The organism is Achromobacter maghribensis (assembly GCF_057334215.1).
The window spans coordinates 409439-434279 of the sequence record NZ_JBHFII010000047.1 but is presented as its reverse complement, the minus strand read 5'-3'; the positions used below and the strand labels follow the sequence as shown (position 1 = coordinate 434279).

Annotated in this window: 19 protein-coding genes; 10 read left to right on the top strand and 9 right to left on the bottom strand. The window is 65.1% G+C overall.

Annotated features, from left to right (window positions below):
* Positions 1 to 48: 48 nt before the first annotated feature.
* The 5 genes from ACE039_RS21875 to ACE039_RS21855 all read left to right on the top strand — a co-directional run bounded on the left by ACE039_RS21875 (position 49) and on the right by ACE039_RS21855 (position 4650).
* Complete coding sequence (locus ACE039_RS21875) at positions 49 to 648, top strand: nitroreductase family protein (protein WP_448709672.1); 600 nt, start codon at positions 49 to 51, stop codon at positions 646 to 648.
* A gap of 233 nt (positions 649 to 881) precedes the next feature.
* A complete protein-coding gene (locus ACE039_RS21870) occupies positions 882 to 1937 on the top strand; it encodes a sensor domain-containing diguanylate cyclase (RefSeq protein ID WP_448709673.1) in 1056 nt (351 codons plus the stop codon).
* Positions 1938 to 1992: 55 nt separating this feature from the next.
* Positions 1993 to 2421, top strand: a complete 429-nt coding sequence (locus ACE039_RS21865; RefSeq protein ID WP_313464308.1) for a VOC family protein — start codon at positions 1993 to 1995, stop codon at positions 2419 to 2421.
* A gap of 179 nt (positions 2422 to 2600) precedes the next feature.
* On the top strand, positions 2601 to 3791 hold the full coding sequence (locus tag ACE039_RS21860) for a COG3904 family protein (protein ID WP_485823350.1): 1191 nt from the start codon (positions 2601 to 2603) through the stop codon (positions 3789 to 3791).
* Positions 3792 to 3819: 28 nt separating this feature from the next.
* Positions 3820 to 4650: a lysozyme inhibitor LprI family protein gene (locus tag ACE039_RS21855; RefSeq protein ID WP_485823312.1), complete on the top strand. Its 831-nt coding sequence runs from the start codon at positions 3820 to 3822 to the stop codon at positions 4648 to 4650.
* Between the two features lie 24 nt (positions 4651 to 4674).
* Here the strand turns inward: ACE039_RS21855 and ACE039_RS21850 are convergent, their stop codons facing one another.
* The gene (locus ACE039_RS21850; protein WP_332007348.1) at positions 4675 to 5445 is read right to left on the bottom strand and encodes an extracellular solute-binding protein; all 771 of its coding nucleotides are present in this window, start codon (positions 5443 to 5445) and stop codon (positions 4675 to 4677) included.
* A gap of 192 nt (positions 5446 to 5637) precedes the next feature.
* Between ACE039_RS21850 and ACE039_RS21845 the strand changes: the two genes are divergently transcribed.
* Together ACE039_RS21845 and ACE039_RS21840 are read left to right on the top strand one after the other, a co-directional pair.
* Complete coding sequence (locus ACE039_RS21845) at positions 5638 to 11679, top strand: DUF3320 domain-containing protein (protein ID WP_485823311.1); 6042 nt, start codon at positions 5638 to 5640, stop codon at positions 11677 to 11679.
* A 334-nt stretch (positions 11680 to 12013) separates the two neighbouring features.
* Positions 12014 to 12736 carry a DUF4377 domain-containing protein gene (locus ACE039_RS21840; RefSeq protein WP_485823310.1) on the top strand — a complete coding sequence of 241 codons (723 nt, stop codon included), beginning with the start codon at positions 12014 to 12016 and terminating at the stop codon, positions 12734 to 12736.
* Between the two features lie 54 nt (positions 12737 to 12790).
* On the opposite strand, the gene ACE039_RS21835 is transcribed toward ACE039_RS21840, so the two are convergent.
* From ACE039_RS21835 to ACE039_RS21825, 3 genes are all read right to left on the bottom strand, one after another.
* Positions 12791 to 13234 (bottom strand): hypothetical protein, encoded by a 444-nt coding sequence (locus ACE039_RS21835; RefSeq protein ID WP_448709677.1) that lies wholly within the window; start codon positions 13232 to 13234, stop codon positions 12791 to 12793.
* A gap of 79 nt (positions 13235 to 13313) precedes the next feature.
* The gene (locus tag ACE039_RS21830) at positions 13314 to 15776 is read right to left on the bottom strand and encodes a penicillin acylase family protein (RefSeq protein ID WP_485823309.1); all 2463 of its coding nucleotides are present in this window, start codon (positions 15774 to 15776) and stop codon (positions 13314 to 13316) included.
* 306 nt (positions 15777 to 16082) lie between these two features.
* A complete protein-coding gene (locus ACE039_RS21825) occupies positions 16083 to 16727 on the bottom strand; it encodes a cysteine hydrolase family protein (RefSeq protein WP_448709679.1) in 645 nt (214 codons plus the stop codon).
* A gap of 188 nt (positions 16728 to 16915) precedes the next feature.
* On the opposite strand from ACE039_RS21825, the gene ACE039_RS21820 reads away from it, so the two are divergent.
* Positions 16916 to 17977 (top strand): hypothetical protein, encoded by a 1062-nt coding sequence (locus ACE039_RS21820; RefSeq protein WP_485823308.1) that lies wholly within the window; start codon positions 16916 to 16918, stop codon positions 17975 to 17977.
* Positions 17978 to 18060: 83 nt separating this feature from the next.
* On the opposite strand, the gene ACE039_RS21815 is transcribed toward ACE039_RS21820, so the two are convergent.
* From ACE039_RS21815 to ACE039_RS21800, 4 genes are all read right to left on the bottom strand, one after another.
* On the bottom strand, positions 18061 to 18789 hold the full coding sequence (locus tag ACE039_RS21815) for a LuxR C-terminal-related transcriptional regulator (RefSeq protein WP_485823307.1): 729 nt from the start codon (positions 18787 to 18789) through the stop codon (positions 18061 to 18063).
* Between the two features lie 176 nt (positions 18790 to 18965).
* Complete coding sequence (locus tag ACE039_RS21810; protein WP_485823306.1) at positions 18966 to 20045, bottom strand: ABC transporter substrate-binding protein; 1080 nt, start codon at positions 20043 to 20045, stop codon at positions 18966 to 18968.
* Entirely contained in the window at positions 20035 to 21423 is a 1389-nt protein-coding gene (locus tag ACE039_RS21805) for a sensor histidine kinase N-terminal domain-containing protein (protein WP_485823305.1), read from the bottom strand. Before ACE039_RS21805 ends, ACE039_RS21810 begins: the two co-directional genes overlap by 11 nt.
* 3 nt (positions 21424 to 21426) lie before the next feature.
* Entirely contained in the window at positions 21427 to 22131 is a 705-nt protein-coding gene (locus ACE039_RS21800) for a response regulator transcription factor (protein ID WP_485823304.1), read from the bottom strand.
* A gap of 157 nt (positions 22132 to 22288) precedes the next feature.
* Between ACE039_RS21800 and ACE039_RS21795 the strand changes: the two genes are divergently transcribed.
* Together ACE039_RS21795 and ACE039_RS21790 are read left to right on the top strand one after the other, a co-directional pair.
* Complete coding sequence (locus ACE039_RS21795; RefSeq protein ID WP_105555205.1) at positions 22289 to 23629, top strand: CitMHS family transporter; 1341 nt, start codon at positions 22289 to 22291, stop codon at positions 23627 to 23629.
* A gap of 37 nt (positions 23630 to 23666) precedes the next feature.
* Positions 23667 to 24407, top strand: coding sequence for an SDR family oxidoreductase (locus ACE039_RS21790; protein WP_105555204.1), 741 nt, complete (start codon positions 23667 to 23669; stop codon positions 24405 to 24407).
* Between the two features lie 11 nt (positions 24408 to 24418).
* On the opposite strand, the gene ACE039_RS21785 is transcribed toward ACE039_RS21790, so the two are convergent.
* Positions 24419 to 24823: a GCN5 family acetyltransferase gene (locus ACE039_RS21785; protein ID WP_448709685.1), complete on the bottom strand. Its 405-nt coding sequence runs from the start codon at positions 24821 to 24823 to the stop codon at positions 24419 to 24421.
* Positions 24824 to 24841: the final 18 nt, after the last annotated feature.

The window sequence follows — 24841 nt, the reverse complement described above, 5'->3', positions numbered from 1 at the left end:
CGCCTCGCATACCACCCCTCTATCTACTGGTCGAAAGGTTATATTCTTATGAGCAACGCATATCTCGACGCCCTCAAGAAGCGCCGCACCCAATATTCGCTGGGCCGCAACCTGTCGGCCTCTAAAGAGCAGCTAGCGACGCTGATCCAGGACGCGATCAAGCACAGCCCCTCGTCGTTCAATTCGCAAAGCTCGCGCGCCGTGATCCTGTTCGGCGCTGAAAGCGTCAAGCTGTGGGACCTGACAATCGAAGCCGTGCGCAAGGTTGCGCCCGCCGAAGGCTTCGACAAGACCGAAGCCAAGCTCAAGAGCTTTGCCGCCGGCGTGGGCACGGTGCTGTTCTTCGAAGACCAGGACGTCGTTCGCAGCCTGCAGGAAAAATTCGCCCTGTACGCCGACAACTTCCCGGTGTGGTCGGAACAGGCGGGCGGCATGGCTCAACTGTCGGTCTGGGCCGCGCTGGCCAACGCCGACGTCGGCGCCAGCCTGCAACACTACAACCCGCTGATCGACGGTATCGTCGCAAGCGAATGGAAGCTCCCGGCATCGTGGAAACTGCGCGCGCAAATGCCGTTCGGCTCGAACGAGAACGGCTTCGGCGACAAGGGCTTCATGGACGACGCCGAGCGCTTCCGCGTCATCGGCTGACCCAAACATCCGGACGCCGGACAGCGTTCGGATAACCGCAGGTTTCAAACCCGCACCTCCCGCCAGGGGAGTGCGGGTTTTCAACTTTTTACGGGATGCGACCAAGCGCCCGCGACGGCGAATCGCTCGATAAGCGCGGTGCATAATGGCGGTTGGCGGGCCCAGGCCCGTACCCGAGCTGGGCCACAAACGCCGTATAAGAAAAAAACGCGCGCGATTCGAGGAGATTGCCGTTGGACCCGATACTCGCCGGACTGTCGAATTCCCTGCCGCAAGCCAGGTCCATCGAACAATTGACCCGGCCGCTGCTTGATATGCTGGGCAGCGTGACGGGACTGGAATCCACGTACCTGACTTCCATCGATCTGAAAGCCGACGTGCAGCACGTGCGCTTTGCACGCAACGCGGGCGAGCTGCAGATTCCCGAAGGCTTGTCGGTCCCGTGGTCGGACACCTTGTGCAAGCGCGCGCTGGACGAAGGCCGCATGTGCACCAGCGATGTGTCCCGTTCCTGGCCCGATTCCACGGCCGCCCGCCAATTGGGCATCCAGACCTATGTCAGCGCGCCGGTGCGCACGGATGACGGCATATTGCTGGGCACGTTGTGCGCGGCCAGTGCCAAGCCGCATCAGATCACCCCGCAGGCCGAGGTCGTGTTGAAACTGTTTTCCAACGTGATCGCCAACTTCCTGCAGCGCGAGTTGCTGATGGAACAGCTGCATGCCGCCAACGTGCGCCTGATGTCGTACGCGTTGACCGATCCGCTGACCGGCCTGCCAAACCGCCGCGCGCTGTACGAGGAGCTGGAACGCCTGGAAAGGCGCGCGATGCGCGAGGGCGGCAGTGTGCTGGTGGGCTTGGTCGATCTGGACGGATTCAAGGGCATCAACGACACCTACGGGCATCAGCAGGGCGACGTATTCCTGCAGGAAGTCTCGCGCCGGTTGGCCAGCACGTTGCGCTCATCGGACATGCTGGGGCGTATTGGCGGGGACGAGTTCGTGCTGGTCGGGCCCGGCCCCGCCATCGAACGTGGCAATGCCGGCCCCGGGGGTGAAGCGCTACGCGGCGAGGCCGAAGATGCCGCCCGGTCGCTGGAGGAACGCGCCACGGCGGCCACGATCGGCCGCTATCAACTAGGCGATGCCGTAGTGCCATACGAAGGCGCGAGCGTCGGCGTGGTGGCGGTGGACCCGCGCGGACTGGACGCCGAAGCGGCCGTTCGCCTTGCGGACGCGCGCATGTACGAGATCAAGCGGGCGCGCAAAGCGGCGCGCACGATCCATTGAAGGCGGCGGCGGACGCCGCTATGTTCGTAGCGATAACCCCCCACCGGAGCGTGCCATGCAAACCAATGAAATCCACCGCGGTCGCCTGATCGACCATATCCAGCTGGTTGTTCGCGACCTTCCCGCTAGCCAGGCGTTCTACCAAGCCGTATTCGATGCCCTGAAGGTGCCGATGGGCGGCACTGGCGACGGGTACTTCTGGGCCGATGAACTATTCGTTTCGACCGCCGACAGCCCGGCGGCGCTGGGCCAACTGACCGGCCGCCATCATCTGGCGTTCCAGGCGCAAGACCAGGCAATGGTCGACGCTTTTCATCAGGCGGCGTTGGCGCATGGCGGCAAGGACAATGGCGCGCCCGGCTTCCGCGATTACCACCCGGGTTACTACGGCGCATTCGTGCTGGATCCGGACGGCAACAACATCGAAGCCGTGTTCCACGGCGAGGCCCAGCGCAGTGCGCCATCGGTCAAAGTGACGTTCTGACGCCGCAGGATCTTCCGCGACAAGCGCTTGAGGCGCAAAGACTGATAAATTTGCGCTTTCACGGGCGCCGACGGACGTTATTTCCCTTCTGGCGCCCCAGGCCGGGAAATGCCCAAGCGCATTTCCCCACTCGCGATAGATCAGAACCGATGCTGAAAAGAAAACTAACGGCTTTTGGAATGTGCGTGGCGCTGCCCCTGGGCGGTATCGCGGCCGCCCCGGCGCAGGCTCAGGCCCCTGCGCAACAGCAGGCTGCCGTGCAGCCCAGTCCGCCGGCGGAAGCGGCGGAGCGCTACGGGCCATTCGTGTACTTCCCCAGCGCGCCCAACTTGCTGATCTATCACACGGGCGTCGGCGCCAACGACATGCTGAACCTGAAAAAGGCCCTGCGAGAGCACCCCTCCATCGCCACCCTGATCCTGCAGAACAATGGCGGCGGCCTGGTGCATATCGGGCTGGTGGTAGCCGAAGAGGTCTACGAGCGCGGGCTGAACACGTACATTCCCAAAGACAGCTACTGCGCGTCCGCATGCGCGTTCGTGTATTTTGCCGGCCGCCAGCGCCTGGCCGATGGGCGTTTGGGCGTGCATCAGATCTCTGCGCCGGAAATGACGGGCGAGCAAGCCCAGTTCGGCGTGTCGGATATCGTCGCCACGCTGCCGAAGTACGGCGTGTCGGCGGACGTCCTGGGCATCATGTTCAGCACGCCATCCAAGGACATGTACTTCTTCACGCCGCAGGAAATCGCCAAGTACGGCATCAACCGGACCGGTCAGACGCAGGTGGCGCAGAACAGTCCGCCGCCGCGCGGCACGGCAAACGGTCCGGCCAATGCGCCCGCGGCCACCCCCGCTCCCGTGTCGTCGCAGCAGGGGCAGCCGCCCGCGCCGGCGCCGGTTCAAACCGCGCATGCCGGCGCGGCGCCTGCCGGTACGGCGCCAGTGGCCAATCCGTACATGAAAAAGGAAACCGCGCCCGCCGCCATTTCCGACGAACAGAAGGCCGTCAACGCCGCTGCGTTGATGATCCAGGCGGGCAGCGGCACGAACGAGGAGTCGATGAACTTCACGCGGGAGTTCTACGCGGATACGGTCGACTACTTCAAGAAGACGCGGCCCAAGTCCGAGATCCTGGCGGATAAGGAGGCCTATTTCGCCCGCTGGCCCATCCGCCGCTTCGTGGTCGACCAAAGCACGCTGAAGGCGCAATGCAAAGACCAGATGTGCAAGGTCGTCGGCATCTACGACTACAAGGTTTCCAGCCCGGCGCGCGGCAAGACGGCCACGGGCACGTCCAACTTCACGTATGTGCTGGATCTGCGCAACCGCTACCGCATCGTGATGGAAGACAGTGAAGTCATCAGCCGCTAAGCCGGCCCCTGGAGCAGAGTGGAACGTGATGAAATCCGCATTTCCTGCAGCAAAGTGGTTGCTTCTTGCCGGCCTGTCCATGGCGTCGGGATCCGCGCTGGCGATCAACTGCGCCAAGGCCGCCACGCCGGCCGAAAAGTTGATCTGTTCGGACAAGAAGTCCCTCGCGGCCGATGCTGAACTGAATCGCGCCTACCAGGCGATTCTGAAGCAGGCGCCCGACGGCGATATCCGCGCCATGCTGGTGGGAAGCCAGAAGCGGTGGGTCGAGGCGCGCGACCAGGCGCTGGACCATTTGACCTCCGACCCGGACGCCTTGCCCGACGACAAGACCGCCGGTGAAATCGCGCGCGACCTGATCGCCAATCGCACGGCCCAGTTCAAGGAACGCAACAAGGGCGCTGCCACGCCGGCGATGATCGAGCGCGCCGTTCAGCAACAGCAGTTCCTGGGCCAGTTCACGGGAGGCAAGTACGCGGGCTACTGGACGTCTTGCGACATGCTGCCACAGGACTACGGCCATTACGATTGCTTCGCAACCCGCCACTACCAGAACAACGACCGCATCTGCTCGGTGGACGAATACTGGGCTTCTGGCACGGTCTACACGAAGCGGTATGTCGCCAATCTGGTGGGCGGCAAGCCGCAGGTCGTCGCGTCCTGCTCGTTCAACAATTCAGACGAAGCGTGTGCCAGTGTCGGCGACATCCGCGCAAGATGGAACCCGCAGCCGGCGCAGCCGACGGACGTCTACGCGTCGGAACCGCTGCCGAAGATCGACGGCGAGATCGACGCGTCGGACGATTTCGACTGGGTAAAGGCCTGCCTGACCGAGCCTGCGTACCCGGCTGCCCGGTAAGGCCGTGGGGTAGAAAACGGGCGTTCAGTCCGTCTTCCAGCCCCATTTCTTGAAGATGGCCTTGCCATCGGCCGAGGCCAGATAATCCACGAAGGCTTGCGCCTGCGGATTGTTCTTGCCTTGTTTGGTCACCACCGCGCCGGCGTCGCGATAGATGCGGTACGGTTCTTCGATATCCACCACGCTGGCCAGCGTGGGATTCGACACCTGCCAGATGTTCCAGATCAGCCAGGCGTCGATGCTGGTGTCTTCGGTCCACTGGGTGCGCGCCAGGGCGCTGTTGGCGGCTTCCGGCAATACCAGATTGGCGCGGAAGGCGCGGACGGTCTCGATATCGCCCAGGCGGCCGGCCACGTCCTCCCACAGGCCCGTTTGCCCCGCGCCAGACACGGCCATCACCTTGATGCCGGGTTTCAGCAGGTCCTTGAAACCGCTGATGCCCTTCGGGTTGCCGGGGCGCACCAGGATCGCCGACGGGCGCAGGTACAGCGTGCGCGCATCGCGCAGGTCGAACACGCCGGGCAGGGCGCTGGCGAAGCCGCTCATCATGTTTTCGGCGCCGCTAAATAGCACGTCGGCATCCTGTTTTGCCTTGTCGGCCCAGGCGGGCGTGGGGCCGGCCGTGATGTTGACGGTGACGCCGTGCGTCTTGCCGAATGCCGCGGCGGCTTCTTTCATGGCGGGCGCCGGGCCGCCGGGGCCGTACACATTCACGTCCGGTGCGGCCCAGGCGGGGGCGGCGGCCAGGCAGGCCCAGGCGAGCATGCCGCCGGTAAACGTTCTGAACGACTTCATATCCTTCACCCTCATTCAAGTGTCTTCCATCGGCGCCGCTGCGCGGCGTGCCAATGGAATAGACGCCACGGCGCGGGCGAATATTCCGCGTGTAAAGCCTGTTACTCGATGCCGTCACCGGGTGCGGGCTTTAGAATTCGTCCTTGCAGATTAGAAATGGGGCGCACGCTCCGTATTCGCAGAGAGATATCGATGGATAAGCGACAAGACCTGGAACCGCCGGCGATCCAGGAAGGCGCGGCGCACGCCGCAGGGGCGAACACGCCCGACGCCATCGCCATCACGATCGAAGCGGACCCGACACTGGGTTACGCCTCCATTCAGAATGCGGTTCCCATCGTGCGTTCGCTGCTGCTGACCAACCGCACGCCGCAGGCGTTCGAGAGCGTCGACGTCCAACTCCGCTGCAACCCGGCCTTCGCGCAGCCCGTCAAGCTGCGTTTCGACAAGCTGGCGCCCGGCGAGATCCGCCGCGTCTCGCCGCTGGATCTGGCGCCGGACCATGCTTATGTGGCCGATCTGCAAGAGGCCGTGCGGGCCAGCATCGACGTTGCCGTTCGGTCCGGGACGCAGGAACTGGGCCAGGCCTCGCAGCCGATTTCCGTGCTGGCCTATGACCAGTGGGCCGGCACGCGGGCCCTGCCGGAACTGCTGGCCGCATTTTCGATGCCCAATAATCCGGCGGTGGATGTGCTGATCGGCAAGGCCTCGAAGCTGCTGCGCGCGCAGCACGCCGATCTGCAAATGAACGGCTATCAGTCCAAGAGCCGCGACGTGGTCTGGAAACAGGTGTCGGCCATTTACAGCACCTTGGCCGCCGAATCGCTGCATTATGCCGAGCCGCCTGCGTCTTTCGGCGTGGACGGGCAGAAGATCCGCACGCCGGACCGCATCATGGAGGCCCGCGTGGCCACCTGCCTGGACCTGGCGATGCTGTTCTCGTCCTGCCTGGAACAAGCAGGGCTGCGCCCCGTCATCCTGATGAAGGACGGCCACGCCTGGGTGGGCGTCTGGCTGCATCAAGCCTGCTTCGCGGACCCGTTGACCGATGATGTGCAGGCGGTTCGAAAACGCGTGGACAGCGGCGAGTTCCTGGTCTTTGAAACCACCGGCATCGCCCAGCACCCGAATTTCCGCCCTTCTTTGCGGCTGGCGCTGGAGCAGGGGGCCGCGCATCTGCGCGAAGAGGACACCTTCCGATATGCGATCGACGTGCATCGCGCACGCGAATTGCAGATCAAGCCGCTGCCGTCCCGGGGCGTGTCGGTGACGCCGGACGACACCCCCGACGTAGAGCGTCCCGCTGCCATCGAGCCCACGCCCGACCTGCCGCCGCTGGATCCGGAGTTCGTCATCAGCCTGGAACCTGCCGACGACACGCCGGAAGGCCGGCTGGCCAAGTGGAAGTCGCGGCTGCTGGACCTGACGCTGCGCAACCGCCTGCTGAATTTCAAGTTGACCAAGTCCACGCTGCCGTTGGTCGTGCCGGACCTGGCCAGGCTGGAAGACGCCATCGTCGATGGCAGCGAATTCCGCATCCGGCCGTTGCCCGCCGCGCTGATGGAGGGCAACGACCCGCGCATGGCCGACGTGCACGTCAGCCGGGGCGGCCGCGCGCCGCTGGACGACATGGCGCTGGAGGCGTTGGGCAACAAGGAATTGATCGCCCGCGTCGCGCAGGAAGCGCTGGACGCCAACCTGCTGGCCATCTTCGGCGCGGCGCGCATCGGGCTGGAAGAGGGCGGCGCCAACACGCTGTATCTGGCAATGGGCATGCTGCGCTGGACGGAAAGCCCGGGTGCGGAAAGCGCCCATCTGGCGCCGCTGATCCTGGTGCCGGTGTCGTTGCAGCGCCAGTCCGTGCGCAGCGGCTTCCGCCTGGTCCGCCATGACGATGAGACCATCATCAATCCCACGTTGTTGCAGATGCTGCGCAACAACTACGAGCTGCGTATTCCGGGGCTGGACATCCTGCCGGCGGACGACAAGGGCGTGGACGTGGCGCGCGTGCTGCAGGCCTTCCGGCTGGCCGTTCGCGAGATTGCAGGCTGGGAAGTGCTGGAACAGGCGCATCTGGGCATCTTTTCCTTCACCAAGTACCTGATGTGGAAGGACTTGCAGGACCGCACCGAGCAACTGAAAGCCAACCGCGTGGTCAAGCACCTGATCGATCATCCGGGACAGGCGTTTGCCAAAGCGCCCTTGGACGAGCGCTTCGACCGCCTGGACGAGAGCTATAAGCCGGAGGACCTGCTGACCCCGCTGCTGTCCGACTCGTCGCAGCTGAAAGCCATCTGCGCGGTCGACGCCGGCCGCGACCTGGTGCTGGAGGGGCCGCCGGGCACCGGCAAGAGCCAGACCATCACCAACCTGATCGCCCACCTGCTGGCGCGCGGCAAGACCGTGCTGTTCGTGTCCGAGAAGATGGCCGCGCTGGAGGTCGTGCATCGCCGGCTGGCCAACATCGGGCTGGGACCATTCTGCCTGGAATTGCATTCGTCCAAGGCGCGCAAGGCCGAAGTGCTGCAACAGCTGGGCAAGGCGCTGGACCACAGCGGCCAGCGCACCAGCGACGACTGGGCCCGCGAAGCCGAGCGGCTGGCCGTGTTGCGCCAGGACCTGAACGGGCTGGTCGATGCGCTGCATCACGAACATCCCAATGGCCTGACGGTGTTCGACGCCATCGGCACGTGTATCGAGAACGCGGAGCGTGACCCGTCGCCGATGTCGTGGCCGGATGAGCAGGCGCACGAACGCAAGGACCTCGCGCAATTGCGGGAAACCGCGCGGCGCATGGCGACCTTGTCCGGCGAGCTGGGCACGCTGCATGGCCACCCGCTGGCGCACATCGGCATGGCGGAATGGAGTCCCAGTTGGCAAGACGCGCTGTTGGCGGCGGGCCAGGCGCTGGATCAGGCGGTGGCCGAGTTTCAGCAGCACGTGGTCGCGGCAGGCGAGGGGCTGGGCGTGCCGGCTGCCGGCCTTAGCCTGGACGCCTACGCCAAGCTGGACGGCCTGATCGACGTGCTGCTGGCCGCGCCGCAAGTCCCGGCAGGATTCGCCACGCAAGCGCATGACCCGGCCGCCCGCTCGCAGGTTCAGGCGCTGGCACGCCATGGGCTGGCACGCAACGCCCATTGGGCGCAAGTGGACCCGCAGTGGAATGCACAGCTGGCCGAGCAGGATGCGAATGTGCTGAAGGCCGAATGGTTGGCGGCGTGCTCGGCATGGTGGCCGAAATCCATCTTCGCCAAAGGCGGTATCCGCAAGCGCCTGGCGGCGTATCGCGTGGATGCCCAGCGCCCCGACGACGCGGCGATCGGCGCGGTGCTGGCGCCGCTGGCGTCAGTCAACGCCGAAGACCGCGAACTGGCCGTCTTGAAAGCCGATGCCCAGCGTCTGCTGCAGGACGCCTACACGGGTCTAAGCACGGATTGGGAACAGGTGCAGCGTCACGAACAGTGGGCGCAGCGCTTCACCGATGCCGTCACGCTGGTGGCGGGCGACCCTGCCGCCGCGTCTGGCCTGCGCACGCGGCTGCAACCGCTGGTAGGCGAAAATCGCGCGCTCCTGCAACCGGGGGCGGCGTTGGGCAAGCGCTTGCTGGATACCCGCAACGCATGGCGCGTCTTGCAGGACAGGCTTGCCGAGATCGATGCGCTAGCCAAGCCGACCGAGGCGCTGGCGGGCAGAGCGGATGCCAACGGCGCGCTGGAACGCGTTCAGTCCGTTCTGGACGGTTGGCGCCATAACAAGCAGTTCCTGATGCCTTGGTGCGTGTGGCGCGAAGCCCGCGAACAGGCGGTCGGCGCGCAACTGCAAGGGCTGGTTGCATCGTTGGAACAAGGGCGCGTTCCGCTTGCGCAGGTGGAAGCGCATTTTGAATTCAGCTACCGCCTGTGGTGGGTGAAGAAAGTCATCGACCATTCGCCCGTGTTGCGGTCCTTTTCCAGCGCCGACCACGAACGCAAGATCCGCGAATTCCGCGATGCCGACGATCGGTTCCAGAAACTGACGTCGGCCTATATCGCTGCCGTGCTGGCGGGCAAGGTGCCCGCCGGCAACGGTATCCTGGTCAGCCCCGACAGCGAACTGGGCCTGCTGCGCCGCGAATTGCAGAAGAAGGCCCGCCACGTCCCGGTGCGGCAGCTGATGCAGCGCCTGCCGTCGTTGCTGCCGAAATTGAAGCCCTGCCTGTTGATGTCGCCCTTGTCCGTGGCGCAATACCTGGACGCCGGCCATTCGCAGTTCGACGTTGTCGTCTTCGACGAGGCATCGCAGATTCCGGTGTGGGATTCCGTCGGCGCAATCGCGCGCGGCCAGCAACTGGTGGTGGTAGGCGACACGAAGCAACTGCCGCCCACCAGCTTCTTCAGCAAATCCGCGCCCGAAGAAGATGGTGCAGGCGATGACGGCCAGGTCGAAGACCTGGAGAGCATCCTGGACGAATGCCTGGGCGCCGATATGAACCGGCTGCGCCTGCAATGGCATTACCGCAGCAAGCATGAAAGCCTGATCACCTTCAGCAACGTCACCTACTACGATTCGCAACTGATCACGTTCCCGTCGCCCGTCACCGATGATGTGGCCGTGCGCCTGGAGAAGGTGGCCGGCGTCTACGACCGGGGCGGCAGCCGCACTAACCGCCGCGAAGCCGAAGCCATCGTGCAGGGCATCGAACAGCATTATCTGGACAAGTCGCGCCGTCGCCAGACCCTGGGCGTGGTCACGTTCAACCAGCCCCAGCAATCGCTGATCGAAACCCTGCTGGATGCGCGCCGCCGCGCGAATGCCGAACTGGACAAGGCGATTTCCGCCCAGTCGCGCGAACCCCTGTTCATCAAGAACCTGGAAAACGTGCAGGGCGACGAGCGTGATGTCATCTATTTCTCGATCACCTTCGGCCCGGACGCGGCCGGCAAGATGACGATGAACTTTGGACCGCTGAATGGCGAAGGCGGACACCGCCGCCTGAACGTCGCGATTTCCCGGGCGCGTGAGGGCGTGGTGATCTACAGCACGCTGATGCCCGAGCAGATCGACCTGTCACGCGTTCGCGCCACCGGCGTGCGCGACTTGAAGCACTATCTGGAATTCGCGTTGAAGGGCCCGCGTGCCCTGGTCGAACAGTCGCTGCCCACCGGACGCGAACCCGACAGCCCGTTCGAAACTCAGGTCATCAAGGTGCTGCGCAACCACGGCTGGACCGTGCACCCGCAGGTTGGGTGCTCGGGATACCGGATCGATATGGGCGTGGTGGATCCGCGCGCGCCGGGCCGGTATCTGATGGGGATCGAATGCGACGGCCGCGCCTACCACTCCGGCGCCACGGCGCGCGACCGCGATCGTCTGCGCCAGGTGGTGCTGGAAGGTCTGGGATGGCGCCTGCACCGGGTCTGGTCAACCGATTGGTGGATCAACCCCGAACGCGAAGTGCAGAAGATCCTGGCCCGACTGAACGCGGAGCTGGAACGCCAGGCAGACGACGCGCCTGAGGCGGAAGCGGAAGTGGATGCCGAAGCGCAGGCCGAAGCACAGACCGAAGCGGGAATGTCGCAGGATGCGGTCCCGGACAGTGCTCCGGGGGCGGGCGCCGGCCGCGGCGTGCCGTTCGAGATCACGACGGAAGAGGGCGCCTGGGCGGCCGAAAACGGCGCATCGGCATCCTCGGGCTTGTCAGGCAGCCTGCCTGTGTACACGTTGGCGTCCCTGGACGGCGGTGATGCCGAGGCGTTCTACAGCCGCGCCAACAACAGCCAGGTGGCCGAGCAGTTGCGTGTCGTGATCGAAACCGAAGGCCCGGTCGCCGAAACCGTGCTGCACCGCAGGGTGGCGCGGGCGTGGGGGCTGGAACGGACCGGCGTCCGGATTGTCGAGCGCCTGCGCACCTTGACGCCGATGGACGTCGGGCAGACCGAGGAAGGGGACGCCACCTTCTATTGGCCCGGGGGCGTGAAGCCTGAAGAATGGAAGGGTTTTCGCAGTGCCGGCGACGATGACGCCACGCGTCGCCGCATTGACGATGTGTGCGTCCAGGAGTTGGCCAACGGCGTCTTGCACGTGTTGGCCATGGCCGGCAACGCACCCAAGGCAGACGTGATCAAGTCCGTGTGCCGCATGTTGGGAATGGCGCGGACGTTGGCGGATGCGGAAGCCCGGGTCGGGATGGCGGTGTCCCGCCTGGTGCAGCAGGGCGTGGTGCGGGAAGAGATGGGAATGCTGCGCACGGCATAGAGGACGGGGGATGGTGTCAGACTGTAAACGTCTGCTGTCGCCCAGCAGCCTGTCCGCCAGAGTCGCGATTGTCGCCTTGGCAGGAGGGCATCGGCGTTTTCTGCTGGCGCCGCCGTCGCCTTTTCCCGGCATCGCGTCTGGCAAGGTTTTGAAACGGTCTGGGAGCCCGTCATCCCATTTCGTCCATAGCGTGAACGTAGAATGCCGCTTGTCATCAGTGCCATCCGGCTTACAGGAACGAACCATGAAAAAAATAATCCTTCTTGCGTCCGCATGCGCCGCGCTGCTTCAGGCTTGCGCTCCGGTTACCCCTCCCAGCGAAGGATCGTCTTCCATGCCCACTCCTACCGCCACGTCGCCCGCCAGCCCATTGACCCTGCCCGCGTACCACTGGCGTCTGGCATCCGCCAGCGACGCGTCGGGCAAGCCGATCGCCGCGTTGCAGAAAGGGATCGAGCATCAGTTGCGCCTGACGTTTTCGAATGACGCCCTGAATATCCGTGGCGGCTGCAACGCGCAATTCGGCGGGTACACCTACAAGAATGGCGTGCTGCATGTGAACAACCTGGCATCAACGATGAAGGCTTGCGAACAGAGCCTGATGCAGCTGGATGCAGAGGTCAATCAACGCGTGAACGGAGACCTGCGCGCAACGCTGTCCGGGGACACCGCCGAGCCTGCCCTGGAACTGGTGGCGCAGGACGGCAGCGTCCTGAAGTTCGTCGGCGAGCCGACGCCGGAGACGCTTTATGGCAGCGCGGGTGAAACCATGTTCCTGGAAGTGGCCGCGAAGAAAGCGGAATGCAGCCACCCGATGATCCCGAACTACCAGTGCCTGATGGTGCGCGAACGCCGCTATAACGACGCGGGCGTGCAGCAGCCGGCGCAGGAAAAGTGGCATCCGCTGTATCAGTCGATCGAAGGCTTCGAACACAAGGACGGCGTGCGTACCGTGCTGCGCGTGAAGCGCTACGACTGGAAAAACCCGCCCGCCGATGCGCCCTCGAAGGTGTACGTGCTGGACATGGTGGTGGAGCAGGACGCGTCGGGGAAGTAACGACGGCCGACGCCGGATAAGCGTCGCCGTTTCCGTCCTGCAGCCATGCCCGGATCAAGACCGGGCAGGCGGGCGTCGTGCGCGGGCGCGAAGGTCCTCGCGCACGGCAACATAATTGCGATAGCGGGAAAAGTCCTTGTTGGCGAATGCCAAATATAGGCCCGTCGCCACCATGAAACCGCTGAAAACGAACACGTACAGCAGGCGGTCGGGAGCGTCTTGCAGCAGCCCGAGTCCCAGGTACAGATTGAGGGCGCCGAACCCCAGCAGCAACGCCATCAAGATCCAGCGCGCCCACGGACTACCGTGGTAAAGCCACGCCAGCAAAAGCCCGGGCAGCAGCAGCTTCTTCAACACCGAGAATTCGCCTTGCAGCAGAGACACGATTTCGTAGCTGAGGGCGGCCAGCGTCCCGGCCAAGACGATGAACCAGAAACGCCGTTCGCTGGGCTGTCGGCGATCGGAGCTTCGGGAGTCGGTAAGGGTTCTTTGGGACATGCATTCTCCTGAATGAAAAAAACGGGCTGCGACGCCGTCCTTGAATCGCAGCCCGGTAGGGGTTAATCGGCCCGTCTTCTCAGTTTCCCGATGGCCGCAGCGTCAGCGTATCCGCGCGTTCGCTATCCACCTTGGCTCGGCTGAAGGCCATGGGGAAGTACTTCGCCGTGGCCCAATCCTTGAGCAGATCCTGGTAATGCGGGCTGCGTGGATCCGCCGACTGCCCCGGCACGTTCTGCACGCGTGAGTTGTCCCAGTCGGCCACATCAATCACCTGGCGGTACGACGACCCGCTGATCTGGCGGAAATCGCTCTTGCGGAACGTGGCGCGATGCACCGTGTCGTTGTCGCCGCCCACCGGATAGCGCGGCGTGCCGTAGGCCTTTGCGGTGTCGGGCGGCAGCAGGCTTGCCAGACTGTGCTCGAACTGGATGTGATGCAGCTTGCCCCATTGCCACTGGGTCGAATCCGTTCCCAGCTTGGCGCGCAGCTTTTGCACCCCATCGGCCAGCGCCTGCAGCAGCAGCGCGTCCCGGCCCTGTTCCGGCCGGGGGCCGAAAGCGGCATCGGGCGTGGCCAGCTTTTCCAGCGTCTTGCGGGTAGACAGTTCGCCGAAGGTCTCGCGTCCGTTCGCCGGCACGTAGAGGTCCGTCACGCGCTTGACTACTTCGGGCAGCCAGAAGGCGTAGACCGAGGCCGCCCGCGATTCGGTGTCCATGCGCGAATCCCAGTCCTTCAGCAGGCCCAGCGCGTCATTCAAGGCCGGGTCGGCGGCGTTCAGCGACTTGGCGTAAGCCGTCAACGTGCGTGCGGGGATCGATAGGTTGTCGTATTGCAGATCCTGGGATTGCTGCACCGTCAGCCCACGGCCTTCAGCCAGCACTTCGCGGATGCGCTGGACGCGGTAGGGTTCGGCCCAGGTGCGTGCCGACATGTCCTTGTGCGTGAAGTCGACGGGCAGGTTGTATTCGTTGGCCGTCGCCACGTAGCCTTCCGGCGGGTTGTAGGCGCGTGGCAGCGCGCTACCCGGCAGGATGCCGCGCCACTCGAAATCGCCATTGCCCGGCACGGGCAACATGCCAGACCAGTCGCCGCGCGGACGGATCGGCGCGATGCTGCCGCCAAACCAGCCGATGTTGCCGTCCACGTCGGCGTACACCATGTTCTCGCTGGGCGTGTAGTGCTTTTCCATGCCGGCGACGAACTCGTTCCAGTTCTGCGCCTGGTTCAGGCGCAAGCTGGCCAGGTAGGCTGCCGTGCCGGGATATTCCAGGTAGGCGGCGCGCAAGGCATAGGCCTTGTGGCGAATCCGGTCTTCGTGGATGACCGGACCGTGACGCGTGAACTTCAGGTTGCGAACGGCGGGCGCCGCGCCGCGCACGGGGATGGACTCGTCGACCTGGCGCATTTTTTCCCAACGGCCCTGGTAGCGGTATTCGTCGGGTTGGGCCGGGTTGGTGTCATAGACGTAGAGATCCTCTTCGTCGCCGAAGGCGAAGATCGTCAGCCCGAACGCGATGCGGTCGTTATGGCCCATGGAGACGCCCGGCAACGCGGGTTCGCCGGCGCCGATCACGTTCCAGCCCGGCGCGTTCAGATGCACCATGTAGCGCAGCGACGGCATGGTGATGGAGCGGTGCGGGTCGCCTGCCAGGATGGGTTTGCCGGTGGCGGTGCGTTGGCCGCCTAGCGTCCAGTTATTGCTTTCATAGCGGGTCGCCATCGGATCGAAATCCGGATCCAGCGATGCCAGCCTGCCTTCGGACAGCGCGCTGGCGAGCGTGGCGCGTTGATCGGCGGCCAGCGGACTGCGCGGGAAGTCGGCCGCGACGAACTTCTGGCCATCACGCGCCAGGGCGTAATTGGCCAGGATGGTCTTGTCGATCTGACGCACGTCCAGCCCCGCCGGCACCTGCAAGGCCAGGGGCGGCTCGAACGTGCTCAACCCCTGCACGTTGTTCAATCCCAAGGCGGCGACCTTCTGCGCCATCTTGACTTCTTCGTTCAGGTTGCGGGTCAGCCCGTAGATGCGGATCAGCGAGGTCTCCGGGCTCCAGTAACCAGGCTCGGTGCCAGTCAGTTTGAATTCCGGCGGTAATTGCTCGGGGTTGGCCTTGACCCATTTCACATAGGCGTTGATGCCATTGGCGAACGCGGTCAGGATGGCCCGGCCTTCGGGGTGGTAGCTGGCGAACTCCGCCTGCATGTCGCCGCGGAAGAGGAACAGGCGCGCGGCGCGGTCCTGTTCGATGAAGCGCGGGCCGAATTGCTCGGCCATCTTGCCTTCGCCCTGGCGGCGCCACAGGTCCAGCTGCCATAAACGGTCGCGCGCGGCGCTGAAGCCTTGGGCGAAGAACAGGTCGTTCTGGTTCTGGGCGTAAATGTGCGATACGCCGTGTTTGTCTCGGACGATCTCCACGGGCTGGGACAGTCCCGCCATATCGATCGTGTCTTTCTTGCCGCCGGGCGCGGCGCAGCCGGCCACGACAACGATCAGCCCGCTCGCCAGCAATGCGGCGATCCTGCGATAAAGAATACGCATGGCTCCTCCTTCCGGTTTATTGCTTTTATATCGGCCTGCAGGCCCCGGAGCGTCGTGCCGCCGGGCGGTCTCGCAAGCCAGCAATACAACTAAATCACGCGGCGCGGAACAGGTGTTTCATTTGATGAGATATGAGTGGGCTTGTAACGTCGCAAACGTTTCGTCGGCCCCTGCAAGATGGCGCGCGTCGCGATTCGGGGCGGCTTGGGCACCGAGCGACGCGGTTGCGGAGCCGGCCGGCGACCTTGCAGTCTGATACGTTTATCAAATGGCGGGGAAGGCGAAGGCCCACGTTCATGCCGCCGATCAGGCCAGCAATGACAAGGCGTCGGCCAGCGAAAGCACGGTCGTGCGCGACTCGAATGCCGTCGCAAAAAGGTGTTCGTGCACTACCGGGTCGGGGTCGTAGCAGCAATCCTTGACGGTCATCAGCCGGAAATCGGCATCGCTGGCATACGCTACCGACGACAGCACGACGCCGGTCGAGGCGATGCCCGCCATCATCAGCGTATCGATGCCCTGCGCCGACAGCCGGACCTGCAGATCGGTGCCGTGGAACACGCTGGCGCGGTGCGCGATGATGAGCGGTTCGCTGGCTTGCCGGCCAAGCGCGGGTGATAGGTCGTCGCCGAGAAAAAGGCCCATCTGCTTGATTCCTTGCCCGTTCTTGTTCAATGGGCTGACCTCGGGATAGCCAGGGCTGAACCGGATGTTGGCGAAATAGACGCTGACGCCGTTTTGCCGGGCCGCATCGCACAGGCGGCGCGTGTTGGACACCAGGGCGGGGGCGACCGACGGGAAAAGTTCAAGGATGTCGGTCTGATAGTGCATGACCAGCAGCGCGGTCCGCGCGGGGATGATCGCCGGCGGCCAGTGGCCTGCGTCTTCTGCCGTGGCAACACTTCCCGAGGCGGGCTGCGAGGGCTTCGGATCGGCGTTTCCTGGTTCCATGGAGGGCGGCATGGGCGGTGGCGGTGGGATCGACAAATGAATCTACCATGGCCTTCGCGAGGCAGGCCATCAGGCCCATTCACTAGACGTCGGCGCACCGCACGCTGGCCCGGCCTGATGTGGCGGGGTATCCTCCCGCGATATTCTCCAGATGTTCTCGACTTGCACCTTGCGTGCCACTGGTTCCCATGCCCCTTGACGACCTTGCCGCTGCGCTTTCCGCCCCGCTGTCCAGCCCGATTCTGACGCCGGACGATCTGGATTCCCTGGAGCAGTTCTTCAACCGTCCCGAAGTCCGCGCCTTCTACGCGCATGCGCAAGACCCGGCCCACACCGCTGCCTGCCTTCGGGTCTGCGCCGATCTGCTTGCCCGGCTTCATCCCAATCGCGCGTCGGCCCTGGCGCTGATGTGCGGGTCGCTGGTTGAAGACGACGCAGATCCCGCCATCCTGTTTCCCACCCTGCAATCACTGTTGCGGCCATGGCTGGAGACCCTGCGCCCCTATTGCGCGCAGGAGGTGGAAGACGACGATGAGGAAGTCGAAGCGGCCGATCGTCAGGCCTGGACGGACGCGCAGGCGAAATTGGCCGGGGTGCCGGAAGACCGCCGATGGGAGATCGAAGCCCTGCATCAATCCGTGGACGTGCTTGTCTTGCCCATGATGACGATGCTGATGCGCGACCGAGGCAATCATCACGCCTTTGTGTCCGACACGGCGTTGATGGCCCTGTTGCATCCGATGGCCACCCACAACGACAGCTTGCCGTTCGAGCAACTGCATTATTTGTGGATGGCGGCGCAAGTCAGCTACGAAGACGAACTGGTGGTGGTGCTGCCGGCGTCCCGATCGGGCTTCGTGGCGCGCGCCCACGCCGTCAACAACACTTTCCACGCCTTTACGCTGTTGCAGATCATCATTGGCGAGCATGCCGAGGCGTTGGGCGTCCAACGCGAGATCGCGCCGCGCCAGCCCGAGATGGAGCGGGACACCGCCGACTTCCAATGGCTGCAGGTCGGCGCGTATTCCGGGGGCGAACTGGTCCAGCCGATGTTGTGGGCGTGGGGCGAAGCGGCGCTGCGCCACAACATGGCCAAGCACGGCAAGCGCGTGCTGATCGCGCTTGAGACGGAAGCGGGCACCCAGCGCAATTGGTCGGGGTTCAACGGCATCATCCACGACGCGCAGCAGCCGTCGATGACCTTCACGCGCTATCTGACGGCCGACGAGGTGGCGTCGTACCTGGCGTGACCGGAGGGCCCCTCCTCCCTTGGCTTCGGGTTCATGGTAGGGCCGCATGGGGGGCGCCGCATGGCCGCAGGCGAGCCCTCCGCCTACAGCAGGGACGCCAGGCGGACCAGTTCGGACTGGCGGTGGCATTCCATCTTGCTGAGCAGCGACGCCACTTGCTTGCGCACGGTCAGCACCGACGCGCCACGCAACGTGGCCACTTCCTCCACGCTGTGGCCTGCGGCCAGCCCCGCCAGCACGGCGGCCTCGGCGGGGGTGATGGCGAAGACGGATTTCAGCTTGGCCACGTCGGGCATGGCGAAGGCGCTTTTACGGCGCATGCGCAGCAGCATCATGGGCCCGCGGATCTGGCCAAGGGCGGCGGGGGCGGCGCTGATGTCGATCCAGAAGACCTCGCCCCAGCTGGCCGTTGTCGCCAGCGAGCGCATCTGCCTGTCGCGCGAGACGGCGGCGCAATAGGCCTCGAACAAGCGCTGCATCTTGGCGTTGGCATGGCGCAACGTGCCGTCCCGTACCGCCCAGCCGTGGCCGTCGTCCAGGTAGCGCATCGCCAATGCGGACATCTTGTCGACCGCGGAGTCCTTGCCGATCAGCAACACGGCTTCGCCGAGGCCGGAGAAGGCGCTGTCGATGGATTGCCAGCCGGCGGACAAGGCCTGCTGGCGCAAGGCACGTCTGCTGTGCCGGGCGACGCCGCCGGTATCGGCCAACGCGTGCGGGGTGTGCAGGATGTCTTGCCACGGCGGGTTGGAATCGGCCAGGGCGGGTGCGGCGCCGGTGGCAGGGCGTACGGCAATCTGAGGTTCGGCCATGATGTGCCTCCAACGCTGGTTCAAACGTAAGCGCGGCTACGTGTCGCAGGTGGTGGGTGGGGCCCAGGGGAAAATTATGCGCGTGAATGGGCGATCCGGGAGGAATCCCTGTCCATTGGACGCAAGGAAAACGGCATATCTGCCCGCCATGGGGCAGCCGTACCGGGGCATCTGCTTCAGGGCGTCTGCATGGCTGCCCGCCAGACGTCCAGGAAATGCCGTTTTTTCAACGGATCCAGATACACCAGCAACCCCACGCCCAGCGCCATGGGGCGCACGCCGGCCGCCGGGACGACCGAGGCATTGACCGGCCGCATGCCGGACTGCTTGGCCAGCATTTCCTGGCCCCGGGGCGACAGCAGATAATCCAGCAGCAGCGCGCCCAGGTCGCCGCGAGGCGCCTGTTTCGGAATGATCGCCGAGCGCGACAGCATCAACGTGTAGTCCTGCGGATAGATGATCGCCAGCGGCGCGCCCTGGTCGATACGGTGCCGCGTATAGGACTCCAGCAGGTTATAGGCCAGCGTGATGTCGCCGCGCTCCAGTTTGTCCAGCGCATCCTCGGTGGATTCGTGGACGGACACGCCGTTGCGGCCGAAGGCCGCCAGCAATGCGCCGGCCATGCTGTCCAGCCGCGTGTCCTGCGTGGCGGCCAGGTAGCCGATGCCGCTGCCTTGCACGTCGTAAGTCGAAATCCGGTCCGCCAGCGGCCGGTCGGGCGCTTGCAGCAGCGACAGCAGTTCACGGCGGGTGTGCGGCACGCGCGCGGCAGCAAGCCGGCGGGTGTTGTAGACCATGACGATAGGATCGGTGCCGATGCTGAAAACCTCGTCGCGCCAGTTGGCCCAGGCCGGCAGCGAGCGGGTCTCGGGCGATACGTGCGTCTGCGCGTAGCCGTCGTTCACCAGCTTGGTCTGCAAGTCCATGGCGCTGCTGATGACCAGATCGGGGCCGCTCTTGACGGCAGGCCGTGCGGCGCGTTCGACGGTGTCGCGATAGAGCTGTTGCGTGGACAGTTCGGTGTATTCCAGCCGGAGGCCGGGATGCAGTGCGCTGAAGTCCTCCAGTACGCCGCGAAAGACCTGCACGCTGTTGGAAGCGTGCAAGATCAGCACGTTTTTGCTGTCGGCCGGGCCCAGTGTCAGGCCGCCGCCGCTGACCTCGGCGGCGTGTCCCGTCGCGGCAGGCAGCAAGGCAAGCAGCAGGGCGGCCATCGCGCCGGCGGCGCGGATCACGGACAGGGCGCTACGCATCATGGGGGGCGGCCTTCAATGTCATGACGGCATCCAGGCCGCCGCCCACGCGGTTGCTCAGGCTGAGCCTGCCCTGGTGGACGTCGACGACGCGCTTGATGATCGACAATCCCAGGCCGGCGCCGGGCGTGCGGGGGTTCGGCCCACGAGCGAAGCGCTCAAACGCGGTGTTGGCCAGCGCTGGCGGAATGCCCGGCCCCTGGTCCGATACCGTGATGCGCCAATTGCCGTCGTCGGCCTCCAGCCGGATGTCGATGTGCCCGTGTTCGTTGCTGCCGTGGCGCAGGGCGTTGTCGATCAGGTTCTTGAAGGCTTCGCGCAGCATCAGGCTATCGCCCAGTACCAGGGGCGGCCTGGCGCCGGCGGATTCCGGCAGGCGCAGCCGGACGTCCGGTTGCGGCTCGGCTTGCGGCACGGTGTCATGCACGGCCTGGCTGAGCAGGTCGGCCACGTTCACGGGCTGGAACTGCTTGACGTTGCTGCGGTGGATGACGCTAGCGTCGCTAAGCAGCTGATTGACCAGCCGAGACAGTTTTTCGGCATTGCGCAGCACGGCCACCAGGCTGCGGCGTTGCTCGGCAGGATCCTCTTCGTCCAGCGCCACTTCCATCTGCGCGTGCAACGCGGCTAGCGGCGTGCGCAATTGATGCGCGGCTTCGGCGATGAAGAGGCGCAGCGTGTCCAGGTTGTCCGCCAGGCGCGCCATGAAGCCGTCCAGCGAGTGCACCAGGGTGTCCAGCTCTTCGGGCACCGGCGCGGTGATGGGATGCAGGTCGGAGGCGTTGCGGGCGGCCAGTTCACGTTCGATGCGCTGGATGGGGAACAGGGACCGTTGCAGGCCCCAGTACGCCAGGGCCAGCGCCGCGGCCGTGAACCCGATCAGCGCCAGGGTGCCCTGCCAGAGGATATTTTCGGCCAGCGCATTGCGGGCCTCGCGCGTTTGCGCCACCTGGATGACGGCCGATTCGGCGCTGTGGGGGCCCGCCACCTTGCGCTCCATCCAGGCGATGCGCACCGGCCCGCCCTGATAGGCCGCGGTGTAGAGCTGGCGCGAATCGTCCGGCGGGGGCGGCAGGTCGGCATAGCCGGAGATCAGCGCGCCGCTGCCGGTGGCCACGCGGTAGAACACGCGATCGCGCGGCGCCTGTTCCAGCAGGGCCAGGGCGGCGTAGGGCATGTCCATCTGCCATTTGCCCTGCACCAGTTGCAGGCTGTCGGCCATGGAAAGCACCGATGCGCGCAGCAGCTGGTCATAAGTGGTGTCGGCGGTTTGATGCGCATAGCCGCGCACCAGCAGGTACAGCGCGCCCAGGCCGACGGCGAACAGCGCCATCAGCATGGCCAGCAGGCGGCGGCGGACGGAGATGCGGCCGTGCTGCACGGGTCAGGCCCGGGGCGGGGGCGGCGCGCCGCTGTCCGCGTCGTCGGTGGCGGTCAGCAGATAACCCGTGCCGCGCTGCGTTTCGATGCGTAGCGGCGACCCTTCCAGCTTGCGACGCAGACGGGCGATGTAGACCTCGATGGCGTTGGGGGCGGCGTCGTCGTCGAAGGCGAACAGCTTGTTGGCGATTTCCGTTTTACTGACGGCGCGGTTCATGCCGGCCAGCAGAATTTCCAGCAGGCTGTACTCGCGCTTGGGGAGGTCGATGCGTTGACCGGCCAGGGTGACCTGGCGGGCGGCGCTATCGATGGTCAAGTCGCCAAAACGCTGCACGCCGGCTGCCTGGGCGAGCGGCCGGCGCAGCAGCGCGCGGCAGCGGGCTTCCAGCTCGCGGAAGTCGAAGGGCTTGGCCAGATAGTCGTCGGCCCCGGTATCCAGGGCATGGACGCGATCTTCGATGTCGATGCGGGCGGTCAGGGCCAGCACGGGCGTCTTGCTGCCCCGGTCGCGCAGGCGAAGCAGGATGTCGAAGCCGGACATGCGGGGCAGCCCGATGTCCAGGATGACAAGGTCGAAGGTCTCGTATTGCAGCACGCCGTCGGCGCTAAGCCCGTCTTTCTGCAAATCCACGGCATGGCCGAGACGGCGCAGCCGGCGGACGATGGCGTCGGCCAGATCCTCGTCGTCTTCGATTACCAGGATGCGCATCGGCCGATTGTAAAGCCCCGTGCGTGCCCGGGCCTTCGCGGGCGCGCTTGCCAGAAAACGACAGGTTCCAGACAGCTTTTCTTCCTAGTCTTGCGCACCTGCTTCCCCCGCCGGAAGCAGCGCCACACATAACAATGACTAGTCGGAGATACCCCTCATGCTTCTGACCCTGCTTGGCTTCGGCATGGTGATCACGTTCATGACGCTGATCATGACCAAGCGCCTGTCGCCGTTGGTCGCCCTTATCCTTGTCCCCATTATTTTTGCGTTGCTGGGCGGCTTCGGCGCCGGTATCGACAAGATGATGCTGGACGGCATCCGCAAGATCGCGCCCACCGGCGTGATGCTGATGTTCGCGATCCTGTACTTCGGGGTGATGATCGACGCAGGCCTGTTCGACCCCATCGTGGGGCGCATCCTGCGCGCGGTGAAGGGCGATCCGCTGAAAATCGTGGTCGGCACCACCGTGCTGGCGCTGGTGATCTCGCTGGATGGTGACGGCTCGACGACCTATATGATCGTGGTGGCCTCGATGCTGCCGCTGTACCGCCGCTTGAAAATGAACGCGCTGTCCATGACCTGCCTGGCGATGCTGGCCAGCGGCGTCATGAACCTGACACCGTGGGGCGGGCCGACGGCGCGCGCCGCCAGCGCCTTGCACGTGGATGCGGGCGATATCTTCGTGCCGCTGGTGCCGGTGATGGGCGTGGCCATCGTTTCGATCCTGGTCCTGGCGTTCTTCCTGGGCTTGCGCGAGCGCCGCCGCCTGGGCGTGCTGTCGCTGCCGCAGGGCGCGTCGTTGCATGCCGGCTACGACGAAGACGGCCCAAAGAACCTGCCCGAGATCGAAGTCGACCACGACCTGCGCCGCCCCAAGCTGCTGTGGGTGAACGCCGGGCTGACGCTGGCGCTGATGGTCAGCCTTGTGATGGGCATTCTGCCGTTGCCGGTGCTGTTCATGATCGCTTTCGCGGTTGCGCTGATCATCAACTATCCAAACCTGGCCGAGCAGCGCCGCCGCGTCGCGCAACACGCGGGCAACGTGCTGTCGGTGGTGTCGTTGATTTTCGCCGCGGGCATCTTCACGGGCATCCTGTCGGGCACGGGCATGGTCGAGGCCATGTCGCGCAGCCTGCTTGCCGTGATTCCGGATGCGATGGGACCGTATCTGGCCGGCATCACCGCCCTGGTCAGCCTGCCGTTCACGTTCTTCATGTCCAACGACGCCTTCTACTTCGGGGTGTTGCCCATCCTGAGCGAAGCCGCGCAGGGCTACGGCATTTCGCCCGTCGAGATGGCGCGCGCGTCGCTCATCGGCCAGCCGGTGCATTTGCTGAGCCCCCTGGTGCCGTCGACGTACCTGCTGGTCGGCCTGGCAGGCGTGGAATTCGGCGACCACCAGCGCTACGCGCTGAAGTGGGCCACGATGGTCTGCATGGTGATGCTGGCGGCCGCGCTGGCGTTCGGCTTGTTCCCGCTGGTCGGGGCGGTCGGTTGATCCGCGGCGCCTGCCGCACTTTCATAAAGGAACGTTCATGGCTTTGCGCATTGCTTATGTCACCAGCGGAATGGGCCATACGGGCACCGCGATCTGCCAGGCGCTACACCAGGCCGGGCACCGCGTGGTGGCCGGCTGCGGCCCGCGTTCGTCGCGCCGCGACGCGTGGCTGAAGGAACAGCAATCCCTGGGCTACGACTTCATCGCGTCGGAAGGGGATGCAACCGACTGGGCGTCGACCGAGGCGGCGTTCGCGAAGGTCCGCCGCGAAGTCGGCGAGATCGATGTGCTGGTCAATAATGCCGGATCGATGCTGGACATGCGCTTTCGCCAGATGGCGTATGCAGACTGGTCAGCCGTGTTGCGCAGCAATCTGGACACCTTGTTCAACAGCACCAAGCAGGTCGTCGACAGCATGGCCGACCGTGGCTGGGGCCGCATCATCAACATCGGATCGGTCGCGGCCGAAAAAGGCCAGATCGGCCAGATCAACTACGCCACCGCCAAGGGCGCGGTGATCGGCTTCACGCGGTCATTGGCGCAGGAAGTGGCGGCGCGCGGCGTGACGGTGAACCTGGTGTCGCCCGGCTTCATCGCGGACGATACCGTGAAGGCTTTCCCGCCCGCGCTGCTGGACCGCATCATCGAAAGCGTGCCCGTGGGGCGGTTGGGCACCGCCCGTGACCTGGCCGGGTTGTGCGCCTGGCTGGCGTCCGACGAGGCGGCCTTCGTAACGGGCGCCAACTACGCCATCAACGGTGGCGTGTACATGAGCTGACGGGCAGGCGCCTAGCGCGCGCGGCTTTTCAGGAAGTCCGGGATGGAGGCGGCGGTGCGCTTGCAGTCCGCCAGCCACTCCACGCGCCATTCGGTGATGCGCTCGGTGGTGTAATGCTCGAAGACGCCCGGCGACGGTTCGTTGATGGACTCGAACTGCCGGACCAGCACCAGCGGCCGCTCCGCGCCCGGCGTCTCGTTCGAGCATTCCGCCGCGTCCTCGAAGGTGGCGAACGCGTAGTAATAGTCGTCGCCATCGTGCAGATCCTCGCCACCCGCATGCGGGTGCACCCACACGCGGTATTCCAACACGTCATCGTAGAAATAGCCGCCGCCGGATTTGGTCAGGGCAGGGTATTCGCCAACCTGGTCGGGGCTGATGGCGATGGGGTAGGGGGAAGTGGTGGAAGTCGTCATCAAATTTTCAATGCGGTG